Annotated in this window: 28 protein-coding genes and 1 riboswitch; of the genes, 20 read left to right on the forward strand and 8 right to left on the reverse strand. The window is 63.9% G+C overall.

The annotated features are described in order from the left end of the window. Nucleotides 1-117 precede the first annotated feature (117 nt). On the reverse strand, nt 118-843 hold the full coding sequence (gene bluB / locus EOA23_RS13080) for a 5,6-dimethylbenzimidazole synthase (protein WP_127304429.1): 726 nt from the start codon (nt 841-843) through the stop codon (nt 118-120). Between the two features lie 42 nt (nt 844-885). After that, nucleotides 886-1063, reverse strand: a riboswitch (cobalamin riboswitch). A 115-nt stretch (nt 1064-1178) separates the two neighbouring features. Here bluB and EOA23_RS13085 point away from each other — a divergent pair. The 6 genes from EOA23_RS13085 (at nt 1179) to EOA23_RS13110 (ending at nt 6506) form a co-directional block, all read left to right on the forward strand. Then, entirely contained in the window at nt 1179-2105 is a 927-nt protein-coding gene (locus EOA23_RS13085) for a histone deacetylase family protein (RefSeq protein WP_127304430.1), read from the forward strand. A 3-nt stretch (nt 2106-2108) separates the two neighbouring features. Continuing rightward, nucleotides 2109-2360: an exodeoxyribonuclease VII small subunit gene (locus EOA23_RS13090; RefSeq protein WP_027164646.1), complete on the forward strand. Its 252-nt coding sequence runs from the start codon at nt 2109-2111 to the stop codon at nt 2358-2360. Nucleotides 2361-2398: 38 nt separating this feature from the next. After that, nucleotides 2399-2665: a DUF2277 domain-containing protein gene (locus EOA23_RS13095; RefSeq protein WP_112125897.1), complete on the forward strand. Its 267-nt coding sequence runs from the start codon at nt 2399-2401 to the stop codon at nt 2663-2665. Nucleotides 2666-2698: 33 nt separating this feature from the next. Then, nucleotides 2699-3619, forward strand: a complete 921-nt coding sequence (locus tag EOA23_RS13100; protein ID WP_127304431.1) for a pirin family protein — start codon at nt 2699-2701, stop codon at nt 3617-3619. Nucleotides 3620-4059: 440 nt separating this feature from the next. Then, nucleotides 4060-5967: a 1-deoxy-D-xylulose-5-phosphate synthase gene (gene dxs / locus EOA23_RS13105; protein ID WP_126062225.1), complete on the forward strand. Its 1908-nt coding sequence runs from the start codon at nt 4060-4062 to the stop codon at nt 5965-5967. 251 nt (nt 5968-6218) lie between these two features. Then, entirely contained in the window at nt 6219-6506 is a 288-nt protein-coding gene (locus EOA23_RS13110; RefSeq protein WP_127304432.1) for a hypothetical protein, read from the forward strand. On the opposite strand, the gene EOA23_RS13115 is transcribed toward EOA23_RS13110, so the two are convergent. Further along, nucleotides 6503-6904, reverse strand: a complete 402-nt coding sequence (locus EOA23_RS13115) for a GFA family protein (protein WP_127304433.1) — start codon at nt 6902-6904, stop codon at nt 6503-6505. The genes EOA23_RS13110 and EOA23_RS13115 overlap by 4 nt on opposite strands. Before the next feature lie 107 nt (nt 6905-7011). Here EOA23_RS13115 and EOA23_RS13120 point away from each other — a divergent pair, with 107 nt between their 5' ends. The 3 genes from EOA23_RS13120 to EOA23_RS13130 all read left to right on the forward strand — a co-directional run bounded on the left by EOA23_RS13120 (nt 7012) and on the right by EOA23_RS13130 (nt 11948). Beyond that, nucleotides 7012-7782 carry a TlyA family RNA methyltransferase gene (locus EOA23_RS13120; protein ID WP_127304434.1) on the forward strand — a complete coding sequence of 257 codons (771 nt, stop codon included), beginning with the start codon at nt 7012-7014 and terminating at the stop codon, nt 7780-7782. Further along, a complete protein-coding gene (locus EOA23_RS13125) occupies nt 7782-9023 on the forward strand; it encodes a class I SAM-dependent RNA methyltransferase (RefSeq protein ID WP_127304435.1) in 1242 nt (413 codons plus the stop codon). The genes EOA23_RS13120 and EOA23_RS13125 overlap by 1 nt, the downstream gene beginning before the upstream one ends. A gap of 168 nt (nt 9024-9191) precedes the next feature. Next, the gene (locus EOA23_RS13130; RefSeq protein WP_127304436.1) at nt 9192-11948 is read left to right on the forward strand and encodes a caspase domain-containing protein; all 2757 of its coding nucleotides are present in this window, start codon (nt 9192-9194) and stop codon (nt 11946-11948) included. A gap of 131 nt (nt 11949-12079) precedes the next feature. On the opposite strand, the gene EOA23_RS13135 is transcribed toward EOA23_RS13130, so the two are convergent. From EOA23_RS13135 to EOA23_RS13160, 6 genes are all read right to left on the reverse strand, one after another. Beyond that, a complete protein-coding gene (locus tag EOA23_RS13135; protein WP_189341595.1) occupies nt 12080-12751 on the reverse strand; it encodes a transglutaminase-like cysteine peptidase in 672 nt (223 codons plus the stop codon). A 189-nt stretch (nt 12752-12940) separates the two neighbouring features. Continuing rightward, nucleotides 12941-13330 carry a type II toxin-antitoxin system VapC family toxin gene (locus tag EOA23_RS13140; RefSeq protein ID WP_127304437.1) on the reverse strand — a complete coding sequence of 130 codons (390 nt, stop codon included), beginning with the start codon at nt 13328-13330 and terminating at the stop codon, nt 12941-12943. Then, nucleotides 13317-13592 carry an AbrB/MazE/SpoVT family DNA-binding domain-containing protein gene (locus tag EOA23_RS13145; protein WP_127304438.1) on the reverse strand — a complete coding sequence of 92 codons (276 nt, stop codon included), beginning with the start codon at nt 13590-13592 and terminating at the stop codon, nt 13317-13319. The genes EOA23_RS13140 and EOA23_RS13145 overlap by 14 nt, the downstream gene beginning before the upstream one ends. Before the next feature lie 75 nt (nt 13593-13667). After that, the gene (tldD, locus tag EOA23_RS13150; protein ID WP_127304439.1) at nt 13668-15080 is read right to left on the reverse strand and encodes a metalloprotease TldD; all 1413 of its coding nucleotides are present in this window, start codon (nt 15078-15080) and stop codon (nt 13668-13670) included. A gap of 99 nt (nt 15081-15179) precedes the next feature. After that, nucleotides 15180-15647 carry a YbjN domain-containing protein gene (locus EOA23_RS13155; RefSeq protein ID WP_127304440.1) on the reverse strand — a complete coding sequence of 156 codons (468 nt, stop codon included), beginning with the start codon at nt 15645-15647 and terminating at the stop codon, nt 15180-15182. A 75-nt stretch (nt 15648-15722) separates the two neighbouring features. Next, nucleotides 15723-16262 (reverse strand): invasion associated locus B family protein, encoded by a 540-nt coding sequence (locus tag EOA23_RS13160; protein WP_126078560.1) that lies wholly within the window; start codon nt 16260-16262, stop codon nt 15723-15725. 327 nt (nt 16263-16589) lie between these two features. On the opposite strand from EOA23_RS13160, the gene coxB reads away from it, so the two are divergent. The 11 genes from coxB to EOA23_RS13215 all read left to right on the forward strand — a co-directional run. Beyond that, nucleotides 16590-17471: a cytochrome c oxidase subunit II gene (gene coxB, locus EOA23_RS13165; RefSeq protein ID WP_127304441.1), complete on the forward strand. Its 882-nt coding sequence runs from the start codon at nt 16590-16592 to the stop codon at nt 17469-17471. Nucleotides 17472-17509: 38 nt separating this feature from the next. Beyond that, complete coding sequence (ctaD, locus tag EOA23_RS13170) at nt 17510-19159, forward strand: cytochrome c oxidase subunit I (protein ID WP_127304442.1); 1650 nt, start codon at nt 17510-17512, stop codon at nt 19157-19159. A 70-nt stretch (nt 19160-19229) separates the two neighbouring features. Then, nucleotides 19230-20174, forward strand: coding sequence for a heme o synthase (locus EOA23_RS13175; RefSeq protein ID WP_127304443.1), 945 nt, complete (start codon nt 19230-19232; stop codon nt 20172-20174). Then, a complete protein-coding gene (locus tag EOA23_RS13180; RefSeq protein ID WP_127304444.1) occupies nt 20171-20362 on the forward strand; it encodes a hypothetical protein in 192 nt (63 codons plus the stop codon). Before EOA23_RS13175 ends, EOA23_RS13180 begins: the two co-directional genes overlap by 4 nt. Next, complete coding sequence (locus tag EOA23_RS13185; RefSeq protein ID WP_127304445.1) at nt 20362-20988, forward strand: cytochrome c oxidase assembly protein; 627 nt, start codon at nt 20362-20364, stop codon at nt 20986-20988. Before EOA23_RS13180 ends, EOA23_RS13185 begins: the two co-directional genes overlap by 1 nt. Before the next feature lies 1 nt (nt 20989). Then, nucleotides 20990-21871 carry a cytochrome c oxidase subunit 3 gene (locus EOA23_RS13190; RefSeq protein WP_126062210.1) on the forward strand — a complete coding sequence of 294 codons (882 nt, stop codon included), beginning with the start codon at nt 20990-20992 and terminating at the stop codon, nt 21869-21871. Between the two features lie 137 nt (nt 21872-22008). Next, nucleotides 22009-22515 carry a L,D-transpeptidase family protein gene (locus tag EOA23_RS13195; RefSeq protein WP_126062209.1) on the forward strand — a complete coding sequence of 169 codons (507 nt, stop codon included), beginning with the start codon at nt 22009-22011 and terminating at the stop codon, nt 22513-22515. Then, entirely contained in the window at nt 22512-22898 is a 387-nt protein-coding gene (locus EOA23_RS13200) for a DUF983 domain-containing protein (protein ID WP_112125877.1), read from the forward strand. The genes EOA23_RS13195 and EOA23_RS13200 overlap by 4 nt, the downstream gene beginning before the upstream one ends. Further along, nucleotides 22895-23650, forward strand: a complete 756-nt coding sequence (locus tag EOA23_RS13205) for an SURF1 family protein (protein WP_189341596.1) — start codon at nt 22895-22897, stop codon at nt 23648-23650. The genes EOA23_RS13200 and EOA23_RS13205 overlap by 4 nt, the downstream gene beginning before the upstream one ends. A 75-nt stretch (nt 23651-23725) precedes the next feature. Continuing rightward, nucleotides 23726-24730: a 4-hydroxy-3-methylbut-2-enyl diphosphate reductase gene (ispH, locus tag EOA23_RS13210; protein WP_127304446.1), complete on the forward strand. Its 1005-nt coding sequence runs from the start codon at nt 23726-23728 to the stop codon at nt 24728-24730. Between the two features lie 6 nt (nt 24731-24736). Next, nucleotides 24737-25550, forward strand: an 814-nt coding sequence (locus tag EOA23_RS13215; protein WP_127304447.1) for a homoserine kinase, incomplete at its 3' end; no start/stop codon positions are given.

The following is a 25550-nucleotide window of genomic DNA, read 5'->3' on the forward strand; positions in this document are numbered from 1 at the left end:
CCCAATCCAGAATGGGACAACCGGCTCGCCGAGGCGTCGTCCAAATTCAGGGAGCTGCGCGACAAGGCGCTGGGCTCCTTCGGCGGCTCGCGCTGGGATACGCCGCGAGCCGCTTGATCATTGCTGGCGACCTAGCCTTGCGATCGTCGATTTGAGCGGCGCCTCGCCGGCGCCGCGAAACGTCTCGCTCATCACCAACTCGGGCAGCGGCAGGCGCTTGCCCCAGCCATGCGCTTCGAGGTCGGGCCTCGGCGCGAATTCCGAGACGCGGCCGACGCACAGATAGGCGATCGGCGTGACATGCTCCGGGATCGACAGAAGCCGTTTCAGCGCCTCCGTCTCGATGATGCTCACCCAGCCGACGCCGACGCCCTCGGCACGTGCCGCGAGCCAGAAATTCTGCACCGCGCAGACGGTGCTGTAGAGATCCATCTCCGGATTGTGCCAGCGCCCGAGCGGTGAGTCCTTCGAGCGCTGCCGATCGCAGGTGATGCAGAGGTTGAGAGCGCTTTCGCATATGCCTTCGAGCTTCAGCTTGCGGTAGAGCGCCTGCCGCTCCGCCTCGATCGCCGGCAGTTCCTGCTCGCGCGCGGCGAGGAACAGGTCACGCACCTGTCTGCGCCGCTCGGCATCGCGGATGACGATGAAGTTCCAAGGCTGCATGTAGCCGACAGACGGCGCATGGTGAGCGGCGGTGAGAAGCCGCGCCAGCACACAATCGTCGAGATCGTCGGCTGTGAAATGGCTGCGCACGTCGCGCCTGGTGAACATCGCCCGGTACACCGCGTCGCGCGCCAATTGGTCAAAGTCGTCGCCACACGCGGCGATCGCTGCTGCCGTCATCGCTTTTCCCCTTGCGACAAGCAGTCCCCCGCCTGACCAAGCGGACGACCATGTCTGCCGGGCCGGTCTTCTGGCTCGGGATCGTCCCGCTCCGGCGCCTTCCCGTCATCGACAGTGGCATTTGCCGGCGCGGTCCCCCTCACAGCGTTGGGCACGCCACGGAATAAAACCGTGTTCCCGATTCTCCCGCGTCGCGGGCACCAGGCAGCGGGATGACCTTACAGCGAAGTTTGGCACCCGCCAATGGCGCGGACGACGTGGGCTGGCGCAATTTCCCCAGCCATTCGGCTTTTCAAACATGGTCATTACGGCTGCGGGTGCCTAGATTAGGCGCCATGGCCACCCGTCTTTACACGCACCCGATCTTCCTCGAACACCTCACGCCGCCCGGCCACCCCGAGCGGCCCGACCGCCTGCGCGCCATCGAGCGCGTGCTGGACGACGAGGCGTTTTCGGCGCTCGACCGCGTCAAGGCGCCGGAAGGCGACGAGAAAACCATCCTCTATGCGCATCCCGAAAATTTCGTCGAGCGCGTGCGCGCGGCGATCCCTCAGAGTGGCATCGTCTCGATCGACGCCGACACCAGCGCCAGCCCGAAAAGCTGGCAGGCGGCGGTGACGGCGATCGGCGCGGCGAACGCGGCGGTCGACGATGTCTTCGAGGGCCGCGCCTCAAATGTCTTCGTCGCCGCCCGTCCGCCGGGACACCATGCCGAAAAGACCACGGCGATGGGCTTCTGCCTGTTCAATACGGCAGCGATCGCCGCCCGCTATGCGCAGAAGAAGCACCAGGCCGAGCGCGTCGCCATCGTCGATTGGGACGTCCATCACGGCAACGGCACGCAGGACATTTTTTGGGACGACCCGTCGGTTCTCTATTGCTCGACCCATCAGATGCCGCTTTACCCGGGCACCGGCGCCAGGAGCGAGACCGGCGCCGGCAACATCGTCAACGCGCCGCTCGCGCCGCAGACCGGCAGCGACATGTTCCGCGACGCCTTCCTGTCGCGCGTGCTGCCGCCCATCGATGCGTTCGCGCCGGACCTGATCATCATTTCCGCCGGCTTCGACGCGCATCACCGCGATCCGCTGGCCGAGATCAACCTGACCGAGGACGATTTCGACTGGGCGACCGGGCAGTTGATGGAGCGCGCCGGCCGCCACAGCTCCAACAGGCTCGTCAGCCTGCTGGAAGGCGGCTACGATCTGCAGGGACTGGCATTTTCAGTCGCCGCCCATGTCGGGCGGCTGATGAAGGGATAGGGTATGGCAGTGGAAGGCAATGAGGACGTCAAGGCGATGAGCTTCGAGCAGGCGCTCGACGCGCTGGAGAAGATCGTCGATGACCTGGAGCGCGGCGACGTCCCGCTCGACCAGTCGATCAAGATATATGAGCGCGGCGAGGCGCTGAAGGCGCATTGCGACCGGCTGCTGAAGGCGGCCGAGGACAAGGTCGAGAAGATCAGGCTGTCGCGCGACGGCAAGCCGGTGGGAACGGAGCCGCTCGACGCGGAATAGTTTGGGTGGGCAGAGCAAGCAGGTAAGGAGTTCAAGCCATGTGCCGCAACATCAAGACCCTGGCCAATTTCGAGCCGCCGGCGACCAATGACGAGGTGCATGACGCAGCACTGCAATTCGTGCGCAAGCTGAGCGGCTCGACGAAACCGTCCAAGCGCAACGAGCATGCTTTCTATCACGCCGTGGAAGCGATCGCCGCCGCCGCGCGCGAATTGATCGATTCGCTTGAGACCAACCAGGAGCCGCGCAATCGCGAGGAAGAAGCGGCCAAGGCGAAGGCCAGGTCGGCGCTGCGTTTCGCCTGAGGGACAATGCTGCGTTTCGCCTGAGGGACAATTATGAGCTTTTTTCCCGGAAACGATCCCGAACCCGGTGATGCCTTCGCCTGCGATCAGATCGAGCTGATGGTCATCCCCAACGCCAAGGATATCGGCGGCTTCGCGGTTCGCCGCGCCTTGCCGACGGCAAAACGCCGCCTCGTCGGGCCGTTCATCTTCTTCGATCGCATGGGTCCGGCCATCCTGCGCGCCGGCCACGCGCTTGACGTGCGGCCGCATCCGCATATCGGGCTCTCCACCGTCACCTATCTGTTCGACGGCAAGATCAGGCACCGCGACTCGCTCGGCACCGAAATGGTGATCGCGCCGGGCGATGTGAACCTTATGACCGCCGGGCGCGGCATCGTTCATTCCGAGCGCACGCCGGAAGAGCTGCGCGGCGCGCCGATGTCGGTCTCCGGCCTGCAGACATGGTTGGCGCTGCCCGACGGCAAGGAGGAGATTGCGCCGGTGTTCGCCAACACGTCCGTCGCCCGCTTGCCGCAGATCGATGCCGGGGGCGTCAGCGGCCGCATCGTCATCGGCGAATTCTCCGGCCTGCGCTCGCCGGTCGCGACCGCATCGGACACGCTTTATGCCGATCTGCGTCTTGCCGAAGGCGCCAGCGTGCAGATCCCCGCCGATGCCGAGGAGCGCGCCATCTACACGCTGGAAGGCGACGTCTCGATCGCCGGCGATGTCTTTCCGGCCGAGCGGCTTCTGGTGTTCAAGCCGGGCGAGGAGATCGTCGTCTCCTCCGAGCGCGGCGCGCATTTCATGCTGTTCGGCGGCGCTTCGCTGGGTTCCCAGCGCTACATCTGGTGGAATTTCGTCTCGTCCTCGAAGGAACGCATCGAACAGGCCAAGCAGGAATGGAAGACAGGCCGCTTCGATATCGTTCCTGGCGATGAGGAGGAGTTCATTCCGCTGCCTGAGGGTTAATAGTGCAGAATTTCGACCGCCCGGACATGCCTGCGTTAGCAAGGTTGCATGCCATAGCGATTGGCTGAACACATCGATCGCGTCGTCATCCACGGGCGGAGCAAGGAGCGAAGCGACGCGGCGCAGACCATAGGATCCATGCCGTGACTTCCAAGCGTTGCAACGGTGCAGAATTCTGCTCCGCTGCGCTCTTCGGCCAGAGTCACGGCATGGATTCCAGGGTCTCCGCGACGGAGCTTCGCTCCCGCTTCGCCCTGGAATGACGACGTTGGGAGGGCTTCCGCCAATTCCAACCGTTTTCGATGGCTTGCCAAAACAAGCAGCGCCACGCGTCACTGGCGCGCATTTACATTCGCCCGGCGGCGGCCTATGCCGCGCATGATTATGGCGCAATCTGCTGGTAGCGCCGTGTTCGATCAATTGAGGCAGGACGCGCCCGAGTGAAGCCAGACACGCCGCTGCTCGACAAGGTTCGCATTCCCGCGGACCTGCGGACGCTCGATGAGAGCGCGCTACCGCAGCTTGCCGCCGAACTCCGCGCCGAGCTCATCGACGCCGTGTCGCAGACGGGCGGCCATCTCGGCGCCGGCCTCGGCGTCGTCGAGCTGACGGTTGCGTTGCATTATGTCTTCAACACGCCGGACGACCGGCTGATCTGGGACGTCGGCCACCAGGCCTATCCGCACAAGATCCTGACCGGCCGCCGCGACCGCATCCGCACGCTGCGCCAGGAAGGCGGCCTCTCCGGTTTCACCCGGCGGGCCGAGAGCGAATACGATCCGTTCGGCGCCGCGCATTCCTCGACCTCGATTTCGGCCGGTCTCGGCATGGCCACGGGACGCGACCTGTCGGGTGGCCGCAACAATGTCATTTCCGTCATCGGCGACGGCTCGATGTCGGCCGGCATGGCCTTCGAGGCGCTGAACAATGCCGGCGCGCTGGATGCTCGCCTCATCGTCATTCTCAACGACAACGACATGTCGATCGCGCCACCGACCGGCGCCATGAGCGCCTATCTGGCCAGGCTTGCCTCCGGCAAGGCCTATCTAGGCTTACGCGATTTCGGCAAGAAGCTGACATCCTATCTCGGCAAGCGCGCCGACCGCGCCATCACCCGCGCCGTCGAGCATGCGCGCGGCTATGTCACCGGCGGCACCCTGTTCGAGGAACTCGGCTTCTACCACATTGGCCCGATCGACGGACACAACCTGGAGCATCTGATCCCGGTGCTGAAGAATGTGCGCGACAATGGCAAGGGCCCGGTGCTGATCCATGTCGTGACCCAGAAGGGCAAGGGCTACGCGCCGGCCGAGGCCGCGGCCGACAAATATCACGGCGTCAACAAGTTCGACGTCATCACCGGCGCCCAGGCCAAGGCGCCGGCCAACGCGCCCGCCTACACCAAGGTCTTCGCCGAGAGCCTGATCCAGGAAGCGCGCGAGGACGAGCGCATCGTCGCCATCACCGCCGCCATGCCGAGCGGCACCGGCCTCGACCTGTTCGGCGAGGTGTTCCCGAAGCGGACCTTCGATGTCGGCATCGCCGAGCAGCATGCGGTGACCTTCGCCGCGGGGCTGGCCACCGAAGGCTACAAGCCCTTCGCCGCCATCTATTCGACCTTCCTGCAGCGCGCCTATGATCAGGTCGTCCATGATGTGGCGATCCAAAAGCTGCCGGTGCGTTTTCCCATCGATCGCGCCGGCTTCGTTGGCGCCGACGGCGCCACCCACTGCGGCGCCTTCGACACGACCTTTCTCGCGACGCTGCCGGGCTTCGTCGTCATGGCCGCGGCCGACGAGGCGGAGCTTCGCCATATGGTGCGCACGGCGGCGTCCTATGATGACGGTCCGATCGCCTTCCGGTATCCGCGCGGCAACGGCGTCGGCGTCGACATGCCGGAGCGCGGCTCGGTTCTCGAGATCGGCAAGGGCCGCATCATCAAGGAAGGGACCAAGGTCGCACTGCTTTCCTTCGGCACGCGGCTGCAGGACTGCCTGTTGGCCGCCGAGGAGCTCGGCGCCGCAGGCCTCTCCACCACCGTCGCCGACGCCCGCTTCGCCAAGCCGCTGGATGAGGATATGGTCCGCCGGCTCGCCCGTTCGCATGAAGTGCTGGTGACCGTGGAGGAGGGCGCTATCGGCGGCTTCGCCAGCCAGGTCTTGCATTTCCTCGCCCATGAAGGCCTGCTGGAAAGCGGCCTCAAGGTGCGCCCGCTGGTGCTGCCGGACGTGTTCACCGACCATGCCAAGCCCGAGAAGATGTATGCCGACGCCGGCCTGGATTCGGCGGGAATCGTGCGCACGGTCTTCGCGACGCTCGGCCATGGCGTGCAGGCGCAGCGCGCCTGAATCAGGACTTCAACACGCTGAATCGGTTTGCCGGCTTCCGGCCGTAAGCTTTTGTTAAGGCTTCCGTTTGGCGGTTCGCTTACCCTGTCTCTTGGCCGATTTTCAACGGCGCCCTGCTAAGACCTTGGCCCCAGAGCAATTCCAGGAAAAGTGTGAGCGGTTTTCCGCCCGGAATTGCGTAAAAACAAAGGGATAGAGCGGTTCGCCGTTTCACTGAAACGGTGAAACGCTCTAGGCAGGGGATAAGAACAATGAAGTCGTTCCTTTGCGGCACGGCCTTGCTGGCCACCATGGCCGCGCCGGCGACAGCCGAAACGCGTTACGACCGCAATATCGAAAAGGCGGCAATGGACATCGTCGCCGGCAAGATGGGCAACATCCGCGGCAGCTTCTCCTACAAGCAGAGGCCGCAGCTCGTTGTGCTACCGGATTCCTCGCCGCCCGCGCCGGTGCCGGCCGAGCCGCCGCGCAAGGAAGCCTCCGGCAATAACGGCCTGTCACCGGCCGTCGAGCGCCGAGTCTCGCGAACCGTTTTCTAGAACCACATATCGCGCACGCAGCGCCCATCGCGCGGCAGGTCGTCGAATGTGTCGAGGCCGTCGAAATGGTCGATCGGCAGTTCGGCAACCTCCTCGGGCGGCGCCAGCCTGACATTGACCGCGATGCGCGTGCGGCCGCTCTTGGCCGCGCGCAGGCCGCGCCAGGCGACCACGCAGGCGCAGGTCGGGCAGAACAGGATTTCCAGTGCGGGCTCCGTCACCTCGGCGCGTGTGTAGGACTTCAGCGGTCCCGCGATGCGGATGCGCTCGTCGAGATAGTCATAGGCCCAGAGCGCGCCGTAGCGGCGGCAAAGCGTGCAGTTGCAAGCGGTGATTCCGCCGGGATCACCCTCCAGCGTCCAATGGACCGCGCCGCAATGACAGGTCCCTTTCAGCATGGCCACCTCCACCGACTGACGAACGGCCCGTTCCTTTGGGCATTCTGCAGCCTCTTGCGCCATATTCAACCATTGCGTTCGTGCCCGGCTTTCGCCAATGAAGGCCGATGAATTCCCCGTTGTCAGCCAGCCAGCGCCAGCGGCTCGACGAATTGCTCGTCGGGCGCGGCCTGTTTGCCAGCCGATCGCGCGCCCGCGACGCGATCGAGCGCGGCACGGTGACGGTTGACGGCACAATTGCCCGCAAGCCCGGCCAGTCGGTCGCGGTCGACTGCGTGGTCGCCATCGACGATCCGGCCCAGGCCTATGTGTCGCGCGCGGCATTGAAGCTGATCGCCGGCCTCGACCATTTCGGCCTCGATCCTTCCGGCAGCGAGGCGCTCGATATCGGCGCCTCGACTGGCGGCTTCACCCAGGTGCTGCTGGAGCGAGGCGCGGCGCATGTCACGGCGATCGATGTCGGCCACGGCCAGATCCATCCCGATATCGCCGGCGACCCGCACGTGACGGTGATCGAAGGGCTGAACGCCCGCGACCTGACGGCAGCCGATCTCGGCGGCCGTGTTCCTGATTTCCTTGTCTGCGATGTCTCCTTCATCTCGCTGAAGCTGGCGCTGCCGCCGGCGCTTGAACTGGCGGGCGAGGACGCCAGGGCAGTCCTTCTGGTCAAGCCGCAATTCGAGGCCGGACGCGAGGCGATCGGCAAGGGCGGCCTGCTCAAGGACCCGGGCGATGCCGAGCGCATCGCCGGCAATCTGCGCGATTGGCTCGCCGGCATTTCCGGCTGGCGCGTGCTGGGACTCCACCCGTCGCCGATCGAAGGCGGCGACGGCAACCGCGAGTTCCTGCTCGCCGCCATAAAGGACGCCGGTTCGTGATGAGCACACGCTTCACCATAGCCAGGCTGGGCTCCCAGGGCGACGGCATTGCCAATGCCGAGGGCGGCGAGGTTTTCGTCCCATTCACGCTGCCGGGCGAGACGGTCACCGCCGCGCGCCAGAAGGACCGCGCCACCCTGATGTCGGTGCTGGAAGCCTCCCCGCTCAGGATCGACCCCGCTTGCCGCCATTTCACCGAATGCGGCGGCTGCGCGCTGCAGCACTACGAGCCCGCAGCCTATCAGGAATGGAAGCGCGAAAAAGTCGTGCAGGCGCTGAAGGCCAAGGGTATCGCTTGCGAGGTCGCCGCGCTGGTGCCGTGCGCGCCGCACAGCCGCCGCCGTGTCACCTTCAGTGCCAGGCGCACCGAGGCCGGCATGCTGCTCGGCTTCGTGCGCGCGCTGTCGTCGGAGATCATCCCGATCGAGGAATGCCCGATCTCGCTTCCGGCGATCGTCGCGGCGCTCGATAAGTTGCGCGTCCTGGCCGGATTGGTCTGCGCCACGCCGAAAGCGTTTCATATGACGGTGACCGCCACTGCTTCCGGCCTCGACATTGCGGTTCATGATGCCGGCAAGCTTGGCGACCACCAGCGCCGCATCGCCTCCAACTTCGTCATGGCCGAGGGCCTGGCCAGGCTGTCCGTCGATGGCGAGATCGTCGTCGAGCCGAAGAAGCCGGTGGTGCAGTTCGGACCGGTCGCCGTCGCCGTGCCGCCCGGCGCCTTCCTGCAGGCGACGGAAGCCGCCGAGCAGGCGATGGCCGGTCTCGTCGGCCAGCATCTGTCGCGCGCGAAGAAGGTCGCGGACCTGTTTGCCGGCTGCGGCAGCTTCGCGCTTCGGCTGGCGGCGAAATCCGAGGTTCATGCCGTCGAAGGCGAAGCCGCGGCACTTGCCGCGCTCGATCGCGCCTACCGCTTCGCCACCGGCCTGAGGCGGGTGACCAGCGAACGCCGCGACCTGTTCCGCAGGCCGCTGACCTTCAAGGAGTTGAACGCCTTCGACGGCCTGGTCTTCGACCCGCCGCGCGCCGGCGCCGAGGATCAGTCGAAACAGATCGCCCGCTCCGACGTGCCGCTGGTCGCGGCCGTGTCCTGCAATCCGGTGACGCTGGCGCGGGATTTGCGCATCCTTCTCGACGGCGGCTACACGCTGAAAAGTGTCACCCCGATCGACCAGTTCCTGTGGTCGTCGCATGTCGAGGCCGTCGCGCTTTTGGAGAAGCCGAGACGGCGGCGCTAGTCGGCTGCCGGAGGTTCGCTGGAAAAATTGTGAAGTCTCTGTTCTTTCGGTGAAATCGCGCCCTAAAGCCGCCTTTTTGCCGGACCTTAATTTCGCTGTTAGGGAAACATTCCTGCCTCCCCGGCGTTATCGCCTGGGATGGATGGCGAACAAGGATGGCGAATTGCTATGCTCTCGCTTCGGAAAGTCATCGGTCTTCTCGTTCTTCTCATCGCGTTCACCGTCGCGTCCGCGACCGGTGTGCTCGCGCAACAGCAGAAACGTCTCGCTTTCGTCATCGGCAATGCCGCCTATCCGTCCGATGCGCTGGTCACCTCCGCGAACGACGCCGGTCTGATCGCGCAGACCCTGCAGGCAGCCGGGTTCGATGTTGTCGGCGCGCGCGATGTAGACCAGGAATCGCTGCGTGGCGCGCTGCGTGATTTCCTTGCGAAAGTTTCCGCCGCCGGTCCGGACGCTACTGTTTTCGTGTACCTCGCCGGCCGTGGCGTGCAGTTCGAAGGCGAGAACTACTTCTTGCCGGTCGATGCTCAGATCGCCAATCCGGCCGACGTGCCGCTCCAGGCCATGCGGCTCTCCGACATTACCAAGTCGCTGGCCGGACTGCCGACGAAGGTTAATATAGTCGTCCTCGACGCGGCCCGGCCGAATGCCCTCCCCAAAATGAGCCAGCCGCTGGCCAGCGGTCTGGCGCTGGTCGACCCCGACCCCAATATGCTGATCGCGTTCAACGCCGCTCCCGGAACGGTTGCGCCGGAAGGCAAGGGCCCATACGGCGCCTATGCCCAGGCGCTCGCAGAGATGATGCGCGACGGCGGCTTGTCGCTCGATGAGGTTTTCGAACGCACGCGGCTGCGCGTCAACGAGGTGACGCAAGGCGCCGAAATCCCGTGGAATGCCTCGAAGATCGATGCGCCTTTCGTCTTCTTCGAGCGCGCTCCGGACGCGCCGCCGCCGAAGGTTTCCGAGGCCGAAGAACGGACTAACCGGACCAGGGCGATCCGCGACTTCAATGCGCACGACGCCTATCTCGCGGCACTCGATCGCGACACGATGCGCGGCTACGAGGATTTCATCGTCGCCTATCCGCACGACCCAATGGCCAAACGCGTGCGCGCCATCATCGCGGCGCGGCGCGAGGCGATCACCTGGCGTGAAACATGGCTGCGGGACACCCCCGAGGCCTATTGGTCCTATCTCGAACGCTATCCGCACGGGCCGCACGCCTGGGACGCACGGCGCCGGCTGGAGCATTTCGACGCCGAGCTCGAGCCACCGGCGAGCTTCACAGTTATCGTGTACGATGTGGCGCCGCCGCCGGAGGAGGAAATCGTCTATATCGATAGGCCGGTGCTCTATTTCGACGATCCCGATTTCGATTTCGAGCCTCCGCCGCCGGTCGACGTGATATTCCTGCCGCCTCCGCCGCCGGATTTTGTCATGCTGCCGCCGCCTCCGCCGCCGGTCGATGTTTACGTCCTGCCGACGCCGGTCTTCGTCCCCGTGCCGGTCTGGGTCAGGCCGCCACGTGACATCGTGCCGCCGCCGGACAACATCATTTTCAACAACATCCACAACACGACCGTCATCAACAACATCAATAACACCACGATCCGCAACGAGACCGCCAATCAGGCCGGGCAGCCAAACGGCAATGCAGAGGGCGGCCTCACCACCGGCCAGAAAATGACCGGAGCTGCCATCGGGACCGGCACGGCGCTGGCGGCCAGGGTCGCGCTGCCGCCGCTCCTGAAGAAGAGGGCGGCCGTATCCGGTCAGGCCCGGTTCAACCAGAATCAGGGCGCCTTGCCGCTGAAGCCCGGCCAGGGTGTGACGCAGGGCCAGCAGCCTGGTGCTGCCACTCCGCTGTCGAAGAACCTGTCCACCCGCAAGCTCGGAACCGACCACGCCTTGCCGGGAGCCGATGGCAAGACGCTGCCGCTCGTCAACGGCAAGCCGGTGCTCAACGGCCAGAATCTGCCCAACGACAGGTCGAGGAGGCTGCTTGGCGAGCAGGGCATCGTGGGCCAGCAGCCGACGGGAAATGCCGGCGCCGCGGCGACCGGAGTGCAGGGCACGGATCAGCAGAAGGGCAAGAAATTCCGCAAACTGCCGACCGTCAACGGCTTGCCGGCCGACAACGGACCCAACGCACAGGAGAAATTCAGGAAGAACAATCCCAACGCGTTGTCCGACCAGGGCAAAGGGAAACCGAAAAGGCTGACGCGCAAGGATTTGTCAGCCGGGCAGTCCATAGTTGAACCAGGCGATCAAGGCTCGGCCAACAGAAACGACAAAGTCAGGAAATTCGGCAAGCTGCCGACCGTCAATGGTGAGCCGGCTGACAACCGGCCGACCGTGCAGAAGCACCTGAGGAAGAACAATCCGGACGTGTTCTCCGACCAGGGCTCGATCGACGGGAACGTCAAGAAGTTCCGCAGACTGCCGACTGTCAATGGTGCGCCGGCCGACAATGGGCCGAGTATGCAGAAGCGGCTCAGGAAGAACAATCCGGACGTGTTCTCCGACCAGGGCTCGATCGACGGGAACGTCAAGAAGTTCCGCAGACTGCCGACCGTCAATGGTGAGCCGGCCGACAATGAGCCGAGTATGCAGAAGCGGCTCAGGAAGAACAATCCGGATGTCTTCTCCGGCGAGAATCAGGGCTCCGCCGGCGGGAACGACGGGGCCAGGAAGTTCCGCAGGCCGCAGAACGAGGAAGGTTCCGTCGGCCCCGAAGTCAACGTCCAGCGCAACTTCAAGGTCAACCGGCCGAACGAGAATGTGCAGCGCCAGCTCAAGCTTCAGGAAAATTCCAACGCTCAGGAGCGGCGTCTGCCACAACAGCCGAAGGAACTACCGCCGCAGGGTAACAACAAGAAATTCGCCTGCGGCAACCCGGGCGAGCCGCCCTGCAAGCAGTAGCGGCAGGGGTTGGACAGCAATTCTCCGTCGATGGGCCGGAGTTTCCTGGCTCATCGCCTGCAAATCAAGAGATAGCTGGCTCGCGGCGCTTCAGCCGATGCTGGCTGCACGGGACAGGCGGACTATTCGGCCTATGAGCTCGGCGATAGCCGCTTTGCCGTGCCGCCACGCTGGTTGATCGAAACCCAGGTGTTCGGGTTCTGCTGCGACTGCCGCTTCAGGAAATAATAGCCGGTCGCGTTCCACGGCCTAACCTCGTCGACCAGATTGTCTAGCACGAGATCGCCCTTGTCGGTTTTCACCGTCAGGATGGTGTGGCCCTCGTTGTGCAGGTCGCGAACCACCGTCATCAGCAATGCCTGCCGGGGAAATCCTGCTTCCTGAAGAAGCTTGCGCTTGTAGAGCGCGTAGATCTTGCAATCGCCCTTGCCGTCCACGGGATAGTCCCAGTGGTCCATCATCGTGCCCCAGTGATCGTAGTTGCTGACGGGCTTGATGGAGCGGTTCGCCTTCTGGTTGACCCGCTTGAGGATGCTCATGTTTTGCGCGGTCAGCTTGACGCTGGTGGCCGGCAGGGCAGGCACCTTGCATTCTTTCGGCCGGCGATGACAGAAGTCGAGCCACCCATAAGGGACGCTGGTACTTGCACCGACCGTGGCGGAACTGGCGACAGGTCGTGTCGACGCTAGCTTGAACAGCGACGACTGCGCCGCCGAAGGGCTGACACAGAACGATGAAACACCAACCGACGAAACAAGGCCAAACAGGAAGGAAGAAGTCAGGACGTGAGGGGATCGCTTCACTACCAACACCACCGCAACGAGGAGACTGGTGACAGGCTAACGCGCAAACGCCAGCCTGGCCAATTAAACAATTAATAATGTCCTAACACGATTGTGTTCACTTCAAGGTGGAGGCTGCCTTCAAGTCGGAATGCGAGCATCAACCTGGCGGACACTGCGGCGAGGTCATAGTCCCGACCGTGGCTGGCTTCATGCCTCCCGCACACCTTCAGACCCAGCCGCCTTTGCAGCTTTTACGAAATTGCGGTCAAAGGTTGCAAAGCCGGTACAGTGGGTTGATTTACCCAGATGCAGCGCATCCGCGAAATCAACGCCCGCCTCGACCAGATCGAGCGCTGAAGCGACAACAGGGGCATCTTCGATCTCGACCGTAGGAAGCCCGCCGAACTTCCGCAGTGCCCTGACGATATCAGCCCGGTCATAGCCATAGGCGCTGCGCAGCACCCACTCGGTTTCCAGGATCACTGTGACGGCCGCAAAGACCTGTTGACCGTCGATCAACCGCCGGGCGCGCTCAGATTGTTCGGGGTGGTCGTTCGTCAGGTAGCGAACAACAACATTCGTATCAATCGCGAGCATGGCGCCGCCGTGCTTCGGCGAGGACGCCCGCGTCCATTTCTTCCAATGTCTTCGGCGCGCCGCGGGATGGCAAGGAGCCGAACACGTCTTTCGGCTGCGTCGCCGCGAATGCGGGCGCCAGCTTCAAAAGTACGCCTTCCGACGTTTCCTGAACTTCAAGCCGCGTTCCAGCGCTCCACTCTCTCCGTCTCCGGATGGCGCTGGGCAGAATCACCTGCCCCTTGGTCGAGACTGTGGTCGTGAGCTTTTCAGAAGCAGACATGGCACTTACCTATGTAAGACAAAGGTAAGATAGATGGCGTGAGCGCCGAATTCAAGTCATATATTGGCTCGAACCTCAAACCCTGGTGCCGCCCACGGTCATCTGGTTCATCCGCAGATGCGGCTGGCCGACGCCGACGGGCACGCCCTGTCCGGCCTTGCCGCACATGCCGATGCCGGTGTCGAGCTTCATGTCGTTGCCGACCATGCTGACGCGGTGCATGGCGTCCGGACCGTTGCCGATCAGCATCGCGCCCTTGATCGGCTGCGTCACCTTGCCGTTCTCGATCATATAGGCTTCGGTGCAGCCGAACACGAATTTGCCGGACGTGATGTCGACCTGGCCGCCGCCGAAGGAGACGGCGTAGATGCCGTTCTTGACCGAAGCGATGATCTCTTCCGGCTGCATGTCGCCCGCGGTCATGTAGGTGTTGGTCATGCGTGGCATCGGCTGGTGCGCATAGCCCTCGCGCCTTCCGTTGCCGGTCGCCTTCATGCCCATCAGCCGGGCGTTCTGGCGGTCCTGCATATAACCGACGAGCTTGCCGTCCTCGATCAGCACGTTGCGCGCCGACGGCGTTCCTTCGTCGTCGACGGTGAGCGAGCCGCGCCGCTCGGGGATGGTGCCGTCGTCGACAACCGTGACGCCCTTCGCCGCCACCTGCTGCCCCATCAGGCCGGCGAAGGCCGATGTCTTCTTGCGGTTGAAATCGCCCTCGAGCCCGTGGCCGACCGCTTCGTGCAGCATCACGCCCGGCCAGCCGCTGGAGAGCACGATGTCAAACGTGCCGGCCGGCGCTGGAACCGCCTCGAGATTGACCAGCGCCTGCCGCAGCGCCTCGCCTGCCGCATGCTTCCAGCTTTCCTCGCTGACGAACTCGCCGAAGCTCTTGCGGCCGCCCATCCCGTAGGAGCCGCTCTCCTGCCGGTCGCCGCTGCCGACCACGACCGATACGTTGATCCTGACCAGCGGACGGATGTCGCGCACGATCTGGCCATCGCCGCGCACGATCTCGACATGCTGCCAGGATGCGGCCAGTGACGCCGTCACCTGGCGCACGCGCGGATCCTTCGCGCGCAGCCAGCCGTCGATCTCCTGCAGCAGCTTGGCTTTGGCCTCGAAGGAAGGCGAGGGGATGGGGTTCTCGTCGCCATAGAGGTGGCGGTTGGTGCGGGCCGGCGCGCCGGCAAGCGTGCCGGAATAGCCGCCCTTGACCGCCGAGACGGCATCGGCGGCGCGCAGCAGCGAGACTTCGGAAAGATCGCTGGAATGCGCATAGCCGCTGGCCTCGCCGGCCACGGCGCGCAGGCCGAATCCCTGATCGGTGTTGAAATTGGCCGTCTTCAGCCGGCCATTGTCGAACATCAGCGCCTCGCTCTCGCTGTATTCGAGGAACAGCTCGCCGTCGTCGGCGCCCTTGATGGTCTCGGTGACGATCTCCTTGACGCGATCATCGGAAATATCGAATTGGCCGATCAGGCTGTTCATGGCAAATTCCATTCGTGGAAACAAATCTTGCAACGGATGTAGGCGCGAAGCTGCCGTCGCACAATCGCCAACGAGATGAAGCCGGCGAATGCGACGCCGTCACTTGCCGTTGACGAAGTCCTTGATGTTGCCGGCCATCGCGTTCCAGTTGGAGAACTGCTCCTCCAGATTGGCCCTGGTGATGCCGCCGGCGAAGCTGACATCCATCTTGAAATTCGAGCCGTCGCCCGAATAGGCCTTCACCCAGCGGTATTTTGCGTTCCAGGCATTGGCCTGGTCGGCGGTCAGCGGATCGGTGTAGCCGGTCGAGAACTGCAGCGACTTGCAGTTCTCGTGGTCTTCGCAGCCGTAGAAATAGATCAGGTATTTGACGCCCTCGACGCGGCCGGAAATCATCGGGTCGCCATTGTCGTCCTTGTCCATCCTGGCCGAGCCGAAGCCCTTGGCGATATCGAGGACCGTCGCGGGGTCCGGCGTCTGGAGGATTTCCGCATCCTCGGCCCCGGCTGCCGAGGCCGCGCAGGCAAGCGCCAGACCTGCAATGGAAATGGACAGCGTCGCGCGCATCAAGCCTCCTGGCCGTCAACCGCATCACCACCGCGCCTCAGCCTGAGGGGCGGCCGCTGCGCATGGACGGCAAGATCAAGGTAGGGCGGCGAAGCCTTCCGCAAAGCCCTTGAGGTCGACGGGAATGCCGATGCCTTCTTCCGGCGTCTGGAAGACGATGAAGGTGGCCGAGGTGCCGCTCTTCAACGTATCGAGCAGCGGCTTTTCGAGGATCACCTCGGCATAGCAGCCATCCTGGAAGCAGCGCACGAAATAGGCGCGGCCGATGTCCTTGCCGTCGACATTGAGACCGAGGCCGTTGGGCAGGAGAACGCCGAGCGGCGCCAGCACGCGCAGGATCTCCGCCTTGTTGTCGGCGGTGCGCAGCACCACGACCGAAAGGCCCATTTCAGGACGATCCTCGGCGACGACATTCTGCATCATCACGCATTGCTCGGAGGTCGCGCCCGCCGGCGTATCGCAGATGATCGACCATGCGCCATGCGTCGACTTCACCGTGCCGCTGGGCGGCGTGGCGTTGTTCGGCGAGGCGGCGGCGCCAACGGCTATGCCGACGCCGAGCAAGGCGACGGCAAGAACGACCTTCGCCAAGGTTCTCGAAAGCCAGGAAGTCATGACGGCTCCATTGCGAATCACGGCACTTTAAGCTGCGCCCGGGCCAAGTAAAGGACGAGACCATCGCCGGTGCGCCCCGATACCGGCAATTGCGTGCTTTTCCAAAGCAAATTCGCCCGAATTGGGGCCGCCCGGCATATAGCATGGCGAGCGCCGAACACGGCCTTCGGGCTGCGCGCAAAAATGCCGCACGGTTTCCTCCGCTCCTTTCTTGCGGAGGGAAAAAGAGTATGGTTTGAACCACCCAGGGACAGACCGGGATTCCCAATCCCGGCATCGTCCGCTATTGGTGCGACAAGATCGCGGGAAGTGGGAGACGAGAGGGCGATGAGGAAATTCCTGGCAAGCGCTAAATTCTTGGCAGGTACGGCAGCTTCGGCCGTGCTCTTCTCCGGCGCGGCCCGTGCCGACCAGCCGCGGGAATGGGAGGTGAGCTTCCAGGCTCCGGCCACCGACATGATGCGGCAGATCGAGCGGTTCGGGAACTACACGATGTGGTTCATCGTCCCGATCACCGTTCTCGTGCTGGTGCTCTTGCTGGTCTGCATCGTCAAGTTCCGCGCCAGCGCCAATCCGGTGCCGTCAAAGACCAGTCACAACACGCTGATCGAGGTGATCTGGACGGTCGGGCCGGTGATCGTGCTCTTGCTCATCGCCATTCCCTCCTTCCAGCTGCTCACTGCGCAATACACGCCGCCGGAAGAAGCCAAGCTCACCGTCAAGGCGACCGGCAACCAGTGGAACTGGGATTACGAGTACCAGGTCGACAAGACCTTCTCCTTCAACTCGGCGGTTTTGCAGGATGGCGACCGCGCCAAGGCCGGCAAGGAGGATCGCGCCCTCTATCCGCGCCTGCTCGCGGTTGACAACGAGCTGGTTGTTCCGGTCAACACCACGACCCGCGTGCTGATCACCGCGACCGACGTCATCCACTCCTTCGCCGTGCCGTCCTTCGGTATCAAGATGGACGCCGTTCCCGGCCGCACCAACGAGACCTGGTTCAAGGCGGAGAAGGAGGGCCTCTACTACGGCCAGTGCTCGCAGCTCTGCGGCAAGGACCACGCTTTCATGCCGATCGCGGTCCGCGTCGTTTCCGATGCGCAGTTCAAGACCTGGCTGGAGACGGCCAAGGCCGACGTGCCCGCCGCCAACAAGGCGCTGATGGCCGAGATCGATGGTACCAACAAGGTAGCGGCCGCCGGCAACTGATGCCGCGGGTTAGCAAGATTTAGGGAACGGAGCGGAACATGGCAGAGGCTGCAGCTCACGATCACGGCGACCACAGGCCGCATGGCTGGGTCCGCTGGGTCTACTCGACCAACCACAAGGACATCGGCACGCTCTACCTGATCTTCGCGATCATGGCCGGCATTATCGGCGGCGCGCTCTCGGTCGCCATCCGCATGGAACTGCAGGAGCCGGGCATCCAGATCTTCAGCGGTCTGGCGCAGATGGTCTACGGCATGCAGGGCGACGCCGCCATCGACGGCGGCAAGAGCATGTACAATGCCTTCGGCGCCGCGCACGGCCTGATCATGATCTTCTTCATGGTCATGCCGGCTCTCATCGGCGGCTTCGCCAACTGGATGGTGCCGATCATGATCGGCGCGCCGGACATGGCCTTCCCGCGCATGAACAACATCTCCTTCTGGCTGCTGCCTCCGGCCTTCATCCTGCTGCTCTCCTCGATGTTCGTGCCGAGCGCGCCAGGTGCTTTCGGTGTCGGCGGCGGCTGGACGATCTACCCGCCGCTCTCGACGTCAGGCCAGCCGGGTCCCGCAATGGATCTGGCGATCCTGTCGATCCACATCGCCGGCGCCTCGTCGATCCTCGGCGCCATCAACTTCATCACCACCATCTTCAACATGCGCGCTCCCGGCATGACGCTGCACAAGATGCCGCTGTTTGCCTGGGCCGTGCTGATCACCGCCTTCCTGCTGCTCTTGTCGCTGCCGGTCCTGGCGGGCGCCATCACCATGCTGCTCACCGACCGCAATTTCGGCACCGCCTTCTTCGTGCCGGACCAGGGCGGTGACCCGCTGCTCTTCCAGCATCTGTTCTGGTTCTTCGGTCATCCCGAAGTGTACATCCTGATCCTGCCGGGCTTCGGCATCGTCAGCCACATCGTCTCGACCTTCTCGAAGAAGCCCGTCTTCGGTTATCTCGGCATGGCCTATGCCATGGTCGCGATCGGCGCCGTCGGCTTCATCGTCTGGGCGCACCACATGTACACGACCGGCCTGTCGCTCGACACGCAGCGTTATTTCGTGTTCGCCACCATGGTCATCGCGGTGCCGACCGGCGTGAAGATCTTCTCCTGGATCGCCACCATGTGGGGCGGCTCGATCTCCTTCAAGCCGCCGATGCTGTGGGCGCTGGGCTTCATCTTCCTGTTCACCATCGGTGGCGTCACCGGCGTCCAACTGGCCAATGCCGGCCTCGACCGCTCGCTGCATGATACCTATTTCGTGATCGCCCACTTCCACTACGTGCTGTCGCTGGGCGCAGTGTTCGCCATCTTCGCCGGCTGGTACTACTGGTTCCCGAAGATGACCGGCTACATGTACTCGCCGGTGATCGCCAACACCCACTTCTGGGTCACCTTTGTCGGCGTCAACCTGATCTTCTTCCCGCAGCACTTCCTCGGCCTCGCCGGCATGCCGCGCCGCACGGTCGACTACCCGGACGCGTTTGCCGGCTGGAACATGATCTCGTCCTACGGCTCCTATATCGCGGCCGTCGGTGTTGCGATCTTCCTTTACGGCGTGTTCGAAGCCTTCCAGAAGAAGCGCGTCGCCGGCGCCAACCCGTGGGGCGAGGGTGCCACGACGCTCGAATGGCAGCTGCCTTCGCCGCCGCCGTTCCACCAGTGGGAACAGCTGCCGAAGATCAAGTAAGGCAGCCCTATCACGAGACCGCCGGACAGCCGGCGGTCTTGGCCAACGGAATAATGGACTTTAAGTACGCATGGCCCTTGCCGACCACAGATTGATGAAGGACGCGGGCTTTCGCATATCGGAAGCGACTGCGGGCGATTACTTCGCCCTGCTGAAGCCGCGCGTCATGTCGCTGGTCGTCTTCACCGCCTTTGTCGGCCTTGTCGCCGCGCCCGTCGCCATTAATCCGCTGATCGCGATGGTCGCCATCCTGGCAATCGCCATAGGCGCCGGCGCTTCCGGCGCGCTCAACATGTGGTACGACGCCGACATCGATGCGGTGATGACCAGGACGGCATCCCGCCCGGTGCCGGCGGGCCGCGTCACGCCAGGCGAGGCGTTGACCTTCGGCCTGGTCCTGTCGGTGCTGTCGGTGATGACGCTCGGCGTCCTGGTCAATTGGCTGTCGGCATCGCTGCTTGCCTTCACTATCTTCTTCTACGCCGTCATCTACACGATGTGGCTGAAGCGCTGGACGCCGCAGAACATCGTCATCGGCGGAGCTGCCGGCGCCATTCCACCGGTGATCGGCTGGGCCGCCGTGACGGGCTCGGTCAGCCTGGAAAGCGTGATCCTGTTCCTGATCATCTTCCTGTGGACGCCGCCGCATTTTTGGGCGCTGGCGCTGTTCAAGTCCGACGACTACGCCCGCGCCGGCATCCCGATGATGCCGAACGTCGCCGGCCATGCCTCGACCCGCCGGCAGATCTTCGCTTATGCGCTGATCCTGGCGCCTGTCGGCGTGCTGCCCTGGGCGCTCGGCTATACCACCGCCGGCTACGGCGTGGTTTCCGCGGTGCTTGGGCTCGGCTTCGTCTGGTATGCCTGGAAAGTGCTTGGCATAGCCGACGGCGACCGCGCGATGAAGCCGGCGAAGGCGCTCTTCGGCTATTCGCTGCTCTATCTCTTCGCCATCTTCGCCGCCTATCTCGTCGACTGCGTGGTCGGGCGTGCCCTCGTGATGGGGGGGATATGATCGTGGCCGACAAGAAGCTTGAAGTGGTCACGCTCACCGAGCGTCAGTTGAAGGCGCGCCGCAATCGTTCCGCGGCCATCGGTCTGGCGCTGGCCGCTTTGGTCATCATCTTCTACGTCGTCACCATCGTGCGCTTCGGCCACCATGGCGCGAGCCTCACCGGCTCGGGTCTGTTCGGAGGCGGCTGATGAGCGGCGACGTGAGCAGGCCCCGCAAGCTGAACAACGGCATCGTCGCCGCTGTCTGCCTCGCCTTCTTCACGGGCATGGTCGGCATGGCCTACGCTGCCGTGCCGCTCTACAAGATGTTCTGCCAGGTGACCGGCTATGGCGGCACCACGCAGCGCGCCGAGAAGCAATATGCCGGCCGCGTGCTCGACCGCGACATCACCATCCGCTTCGACGCCAACACCAACGGCATTCCGTGGCAGTTCGAACCGGTCGCCCGCTCGGTGACGATCAAGATCGGCGAGACGACGCAGGCGCATTACAGCGCCACCAACAAGTTCGACCGCCCCATCACCGGCCGCGCCTCGTTCAACGTGCAGCCGGAAATGGCCGGCGCCTATTTCAACAAGGTGGAGTGCTTCTGCTTCACCGACACGACGCTGAAGCCCGGCGAGACGCTGGACATGCCGGTCGTGTTCTATGTCGATCCAGAGATCGTCAACGTGCCGGAACTCAAGGACTTGAAGACCATTACCCTGTCCTACACGATGTTCCCGGTCGAAAAGAAACAGCCGGTCGCTTCGTCGGCGCCGGCCGCTGGCAGCAGCAAAAAAGTTCCAGATTCCGAAGCAAGCCTCGGGGGTTGATATGGCAGACGCGCACGCAAAACCACACCACGACTACCATCTCGTCAACCCGAGCCCCTGGCCCTTCCTGGGTTCGGTCGGCGCGCTGGTCACCGCCATCGGCGGCGTCTGCCTGATGCAGTATCTGAAGGGCGGCAACTTCCCGGTCTTCGGCCACAACATCGCCAATCCGTGGCTGTTCTTCATCGGCATGATCATCGTGCTCTACACGATGTTCGCCTGGTGGTCGGACACCATCAAGGAAGCGCATGAGGGCTACCACACGCGCGTCGTGTCGCTGCATCTGCGCTACGGCATGATCATGTTCATCGCCTCCGAGGTGATGTTCTTCGTCGCCTGGTTCTGGGCCTTCTTCGACGCCAGCCTGTTCCCCGGCGAGGCGCAACAATACGCCCGCACCGCCTTCACCGGCGGCGTATGGCCGCCGAAGGGCATGGAAGTCCTCGATCCCTTCCACCTGCCGCTCTACAACACCATCATCCTGCTCCTGTCGGGCACGACGGTCACCTGGGCGCACCACGCGCTGCTGCATGGCGACCGCAAGGGCCTGGTCAACGGCCTTGTGCTGACCGTCGGCCTCGGCATGCTGTTCACCATGGTGCAGGCCTACGAGTACATGCACGCGCCCTTCGCGTTCAAGGAATCGATCTATGGCGCCACCTTCTTCATGGCGACCGGCTTCCACGGCTTCCATGTCATCATCGGCACCATCTTCTTGGCTGTCTGCCTGGTGCGCGCCATGCGCGGCGATTTCACCCCGAAGCAGCATTTCGGCTTCGAGGCTGCCGCATGGTACTGGCACTTCGTCGACGTGGTCTGGCTGTTCCTGTTCAGCGCCATCTATGTCTGGGCCTCGAACGGCGCGCTGATCGAAGGCCACTGATAGAGGGCAATTCCGGGAAAGCGCGTAGCGATCTTTCCGGAATTTGCTTTCAGCAGTTTTTCAGGAGTTTTGAAGGCGGTCGCGGCAAAGCGGCCGCCTTTCTTCTTTTCGGCGCAATGGCCGCCCATCGGTGAGCGATGTGGGTGAAGATTCCTCTGGCCATCGCCGCGTGCCTGATCGGGACGACTCCGCTGCTTGAACGCAATGTGTTGTCGCAGCAGAAGGTTGATTTGGTGCGCGTCGAGAAGTCAAACCGGCAATTGCAACTGATCGGCGGGGATAAGATCCTGCGCAGCTACAGGATCGCGCTAGGCGGAGATCCGGTTGGTCAAAAGCATCGGGAAGGCGATGAGCGAACGCCGGAGGGTCGATACATGCTCGACTGGCGCAATCCCAACAGCGTCGCCCACAAGTCGATCCACATCTCCTATCCCAACGCCGATGACATGGCGGCGGCAAAGGCGCTCGGCGTCGAACCAGGCGGCGCGATCATGATCCATGGCCAGCCGAACGGTTTCGGCTGGCTGGGCCGGCTGCTTCAAATGGTCGACTGGACCGACGGCTGTATTGCGGTTACGAACGCCGATATGGATGAAATCTGGACTATGGTGGCCGATGGCACACCGATCGAGATCATGAAATGAGCGAAGACAAGGCGATCTGGCCACCCATCGATCCGATCTCGGCCGGCCTGCATGGCCGCTGCCCGCGCTGCGGCGAAGGCAAGCTGTTCTCGGGCTTCCTCACCGTCGGCAAGCGCTGCTACAATTGCGGGCTCGACTATTCCTTCGCCGATGCTGGCGATGGGCCGGCGGTGTTCGTCATCCTGATCATCGGCTTCCTCGTCGTCGGCCTCGCGCTCTGGATGGAGGTGACGTTCAGCCCGCCGCTCTGGCTGCACTTCATCCTATGGATACCGCTGGCGCTGGTGCTCTGCCTGACGGCGCTGCGCCTGATCAAGGGCGTGCTGATCACCTTGCAGTACTCGAAGAAAGCCTCCGAGGGCAGGCTGGAATCCCACGAATGACCGAGGCGACCGGTTCGGCGGCCGGCCGTTCGCGGCCGCGTTCGGCGTTGCTTATCGGCCTCGGCCTTGTCCTGTTCGCCATCCTGATCGGGCTCGGCACCTGGCAGGTCCAGCGCCTGCACTGGAAGGAAGACCTGCTTGCGACCATCGACAAGCGGACGCATTCGGTGCCGTTGCCGCTGGCCGACGTCGAGAGAGAATTCGCCGCCTCCCATGATGTCGATTACACCCCGGTGACGGTGACGGGCACCTTCTTGCACCAGGGCGAGCGGCATTTCTTTTCCACCTGGGAAGGCGAAAGCGGCTTCAACGTCTACACGCCCCTGCAACTCGACGACGGTCGCTTCGTGCTCGTCAACCGCGGCTTCGTCCCCTATGACCTCAAGGATCCGGCCAGGCGCCGACAGGGCGAGGTCGCCGGCAAGGTGACGGTGACCGGGCTTGCGCGCAATCCGTTGCTCGCAAAACCGTCGATGATGCTTCCCGACAATGACGTCGCCAAGAACATCTTCTACTGGAAGGACCGCGATGTCATGGCGGCCACCGCCGGCCTGCCGGCCGGGTTCGTGCTGGTGCCGTTCTTCATCGATGCCGACAAAACGCCGAATCCCGGCGGCCTGCCCGTCGGTGGCGTCACCATCATCGATCTGCCCAACAATCACCTGCAATATGCGGTCACCTGGTATGGCTTGGCCGCGGCTCTCGCCGCCGTGCTGATTCTGAGGCTGCGCCGCCCGACGAAGGAAGCGTGAAGCCCGCGCTCTTGACAGGGCAGGGGTGCGCACCTCATTTCGCGTCCAGTACGACGACTTAACCGGCCAGAATTCATGATTGAGAAAAAGCCACCGCTCACGATCAGGCTCTGCCAGCCGCGCGGCTTCTGCGCCGGCGTCGACCGCGCCATCCAGATCGTGGTGCTGGCGCTGAAGAAATACGGCGCGCCGGTCTATGTCCGCCACGAGATCGTGCACAACCGCTACGTCGTCGAAGGGCTGCAGAGCCTCGGCGCCGTCTTCATCGAGGAACTGTCCGAGATTCCGCCGGAGCATCGCCAGTCGCCCGTGGTCTTTTCCGCGCATGGCGTGCCGAAATCGGTGCCGGCCGATGCCGAGGCGCGCAATCTCTTCTACCTCGACGCCACCTGCCCGCTGGTCTCCAAGGTGCACAAGCAGGCGATGCGCCACCAGCGGCTCGGCCGCCATGTGCTTCTGATCGGCCACGCCGGTCACCCGGAAGTGATCGGCACGATGGGCCAGTTGCCGGAAGGCGCCGTGACGCTGATCGAGACCGAGGCCGACGCCGCGCGCTTCGTGCCCGTCGACGCCTCGGCGCTGGGCTTCGTCACCCAGACGACCTTGTCGGTCGAGGACACCGCCGGCATCATCCGGGCTCTGCAGGAGCGGTTTCCCGAACTGCACGCGGCCGCGGCCGAATCGATCTGCTATGCCACCACCAACCGCCAGGAAGCGGTGAAGGAGACGGCCGCCGGCGCCGATCTTTTCCTCATCGTCGGCGCGCCCAATTCGTCCAACTCGCGTCGCCTTGTCGAAGTGGCGGAGCGCGCGGGTGCAACAATGTCGCTTCTCGTGCAGCGCGCAGCCGAAATTCCGTGGGATGAGATCACCGGGATCAGGACGCTCGGCCTGTCGGCCGGCGCATCGGCGCCGGAGATCATCGTCGACGAGATCATCGATGCGTTCCGGCAGCGCTTCGACGTCACCATCGACCTGGCCATCACGGCCACGGAAACGGAGGATTTTCCGGTGATGCGGGTGCTGCGCGATGTCGAACTGACGGCGGCCGACATGGCCTTCGTCAATGGAGCGGCGTGAAACAGGATGGCCGTCTACACCGACGTCAACGAAGGCGAACTGACAGCATTCCTCAAAGCCTATCCGGTGGGGGAATTGCTCTCCTACAAGGGCATCGCCGAGGGCACCGAGAATTCCAATTTCCTGGTCCACGCCTCGACCGGCTCCTACATCCTGACGCTCTATGAGAAGCGCGTCGACAAGGCCGACCTGCCGTTCTTTCTCGGCCTGATGGGTCACCTCGCCAGGAAGGGCATTTCCTGCCCGCTGCCGGTCACGGCGCATGACGGCACCGTCATCGGCACGCTCGCCGGCCGGCCTGCCGTCATCATCACCTTCCTCGAAGGCCTGTCGCTCAGGCGCCCGACCGCCGCGCATTGCGCGGAAGTGGGCAAGGCGCTCGCCAACCTCCATATTGCCGGCCAGGATTTTCAGATGAGAAGGCCGAACGCGCTGGCGATCGACGGCTGGCGCAAGCTCTGGGCGGCCTCGCGCGGCCGCGCCGACGAGGTCGAGCCGGGCCTGGCGGCGGAGGTCGACGCCGACTTCGCCGATTTCGAGCGCAACTGGCCGAACGGCCTGCCGCAAGGCATCATCCACGCCGACCTGTTCCCGGACAATGTCTTCTTCCTCGGCGAGAAGCTGTCCGGGCTGATCGACTTTTATTTCGCCTGCGACGATCTCTACGCGTACGACGTCGCCACCTGCCTCAACGCCTGGTGCTTCGAGAAGGATTTTTCCTTCAACCTGACCAAGGGTACGGCGCTGCTCGCCGGTTATCAGTCGGTGCGGCCGCTTGGAAACGACGAGAAGGCGGCTATGCCGATGCTGGCGCGCGGCT

Origin of the sequence: Mesorhizobium sp. M2A.F.Ca.ET.042.01.1.1, from assembly GCF_003997405.1 — a bacterium.
GTDB lineage: Bacteria > Pseudomonadota > Alphaproteobacteria > Rhizobiales > Rhizobiaceae > Mesorhizobium.

Bases quoted from the DNA above. Each gene is read 5' to 3' on its own strand.
- EOA23_RS13175 (WP_127304443.1), top strand. From the start codon at position 19,230: ATGGCCCTTGCCGACCACAGATTGATGAAGGACGCGGGCTTTCGCATA.
- EOA23_RS13095 (WP_112125897.1), top strand. From the start codon at position 2,399: ATGTGCCGCAACATCAAGACCCTGGCCAATTTCGAGCCGCCGGCGACC.
- bluB (WP_127304429.1), bottom strand. From the start codon at position 843: ATGACGGCAGCAGCGATCGCCGCGTGTGGCGACGACTTTGACCAATTG.
- EOA23_RS13155 (WP_127304440.1), bottom strand. From the start codon at position 15,647: ATGCGCGCGACGCTGTCCATTTCCATTGCAGGTCTGGCGCTTGCCTGC.
- EOA23_RS13110 (WP_127304432.1), top strand. From the start codon at position 6,219: ATGAAGTCGTTCCTTTGCGGCACGGCCTTGCTGGCCACCATGGCCGCG.
- EOA23_RS13160 (WP_126078560.1), bottom strand. From the start codon at position 16,262: ATGACTTCCTGGCTTTCGAGAACCTTGGCGAAGGTCGTTCTTGCCGTC.
- ctaD (WP_127304442.1), top strand. From the start codon at position 17,510: ATGGCAGAGGCTGCAGCTCACGATCACGGCGACCACAGGCCGCATGGC.
- tldD (WP_127304439.1), bottom strand. From the start codon at position 15,080: ATGAACAGCCTGATCGGCCAATTCGATATTTCCGATGATCGCGTCAAG.
- EOA23_RS13090 (WP_027164646.1), top strand. From the start codon at position 2,109: ATGGCAGTGGAAGGCAATGAGGACGTCAAGGCGATGAGCTTCGAGCAG.
- EOA23_RS13185 (WP_127304445.1), top strand. From the start codon at position 20,362: ATGAGCGGCGACGTGAGCAGGCCCCGCAAGCTGAACAACGGCATCGTC.
- EOA23_RS13140 (WP_127304437.1), bottom strand. From the start codon at position 13,330: ATGCTCGCGATTGATACGAATGTTGTTGTTCGCTACCTGACGAACGAC.
- EOA23_RS13180 (WP_127304444.1), top strand. From the start codon at position 20,171: ATGATCGTGGCCGACAAGAAGCTTGAAGTGGTCACGCTCACCGAGCGT.
- EOA23_RS13205 (WP_189341596.1), top strand. From the start codon at position 22,895: ATGACCGAGGCGACCGGTTCGGCGGCCGGCCGTTCGCGGCCGCGTTCG.
- EOA23_RS13195 (WP_126062209.1), top strand. From the start codon at position 22,009: ATGTGGGTGAAGATTCCTCTGGCCATCGCCGCGTGCCTGATCGGGACG.
- EOA23_RS13120 (WP_127304434.1), top strand. From the start codon at position 7,012: ATGAATTCCCCGTTGTCAGCCAGCCAGCGCCAGCGGCTCGACGAATTG.
- EOA23_RS13085 (WP_127304430.1), top strand. From the start codon at position 1,179: ATGGCCACCCGTCTTTACACGCACCCGATCTTCCTCGAACACCTCACG.
- EOA23_RS13130 (WP_127304436.1), top strand. From the start codon at position 9,192: ATGCTCTCGCTTCGGAAAGTCATCGGTCTTCTCGTTCTTCTCATCGCG.
- EOA23_RS13190 (WP_126062210.1), top strand. From the start codon at position 20,990: ATGGCAGACGCGCACGCAAAACCACACCACGACTACCATCTCGTCAAC.
- EOA23_RS13125 (WP_127304435.1), top strand. From the start codon at position 7,782: ATGAGCACACGCTTCACCATAGCCAGGCTGGGCTCCCAGGGCGACGGC.
- coxB (WP_127304441.1), top strand. From the start codon at position 16,590: ATGAGGAAATTCCTGGCAAGCGCTAAATTCTTGGCAGGTACGGCAGCT.
- EOA23_RS13145 (WP_127304438.1), bottom strand. From the start codon at position 13,592: ATGTCTGCTTCTGAAAAGCTCACGACCACAGTCTCGACCAAGGGGCAG.
- EOA23_RS13115 (WP_127304433.1), bottom strand. From the start codon at position 6,904: ATGCTGAAAGGGACCTGTCATTGCGGCGCGGTCCATTGGACGCTGGAG.
- EOA23_RS13100 (WP_127304431.1), top strand. From the start codon at position 2,699: ATGAGCTTTTTTCCCGGAAACGATCCCGAACCCGGTGATGCCTTCGCC.
- EOA23_RS13200 (WP_112125877.1), top strand. From the start codon at position 22,512: ATGAGCGAAGACAAGGCGATCTGGCCACCCATCGATCCGATCTCGGCC.
- ispH (WP_127304446.1), top strand. From the start codon at position 23,726: ATGATTGAGAAAAAGCCACCGCTCACGATCAGGCTCTGCCAGCCGCGC.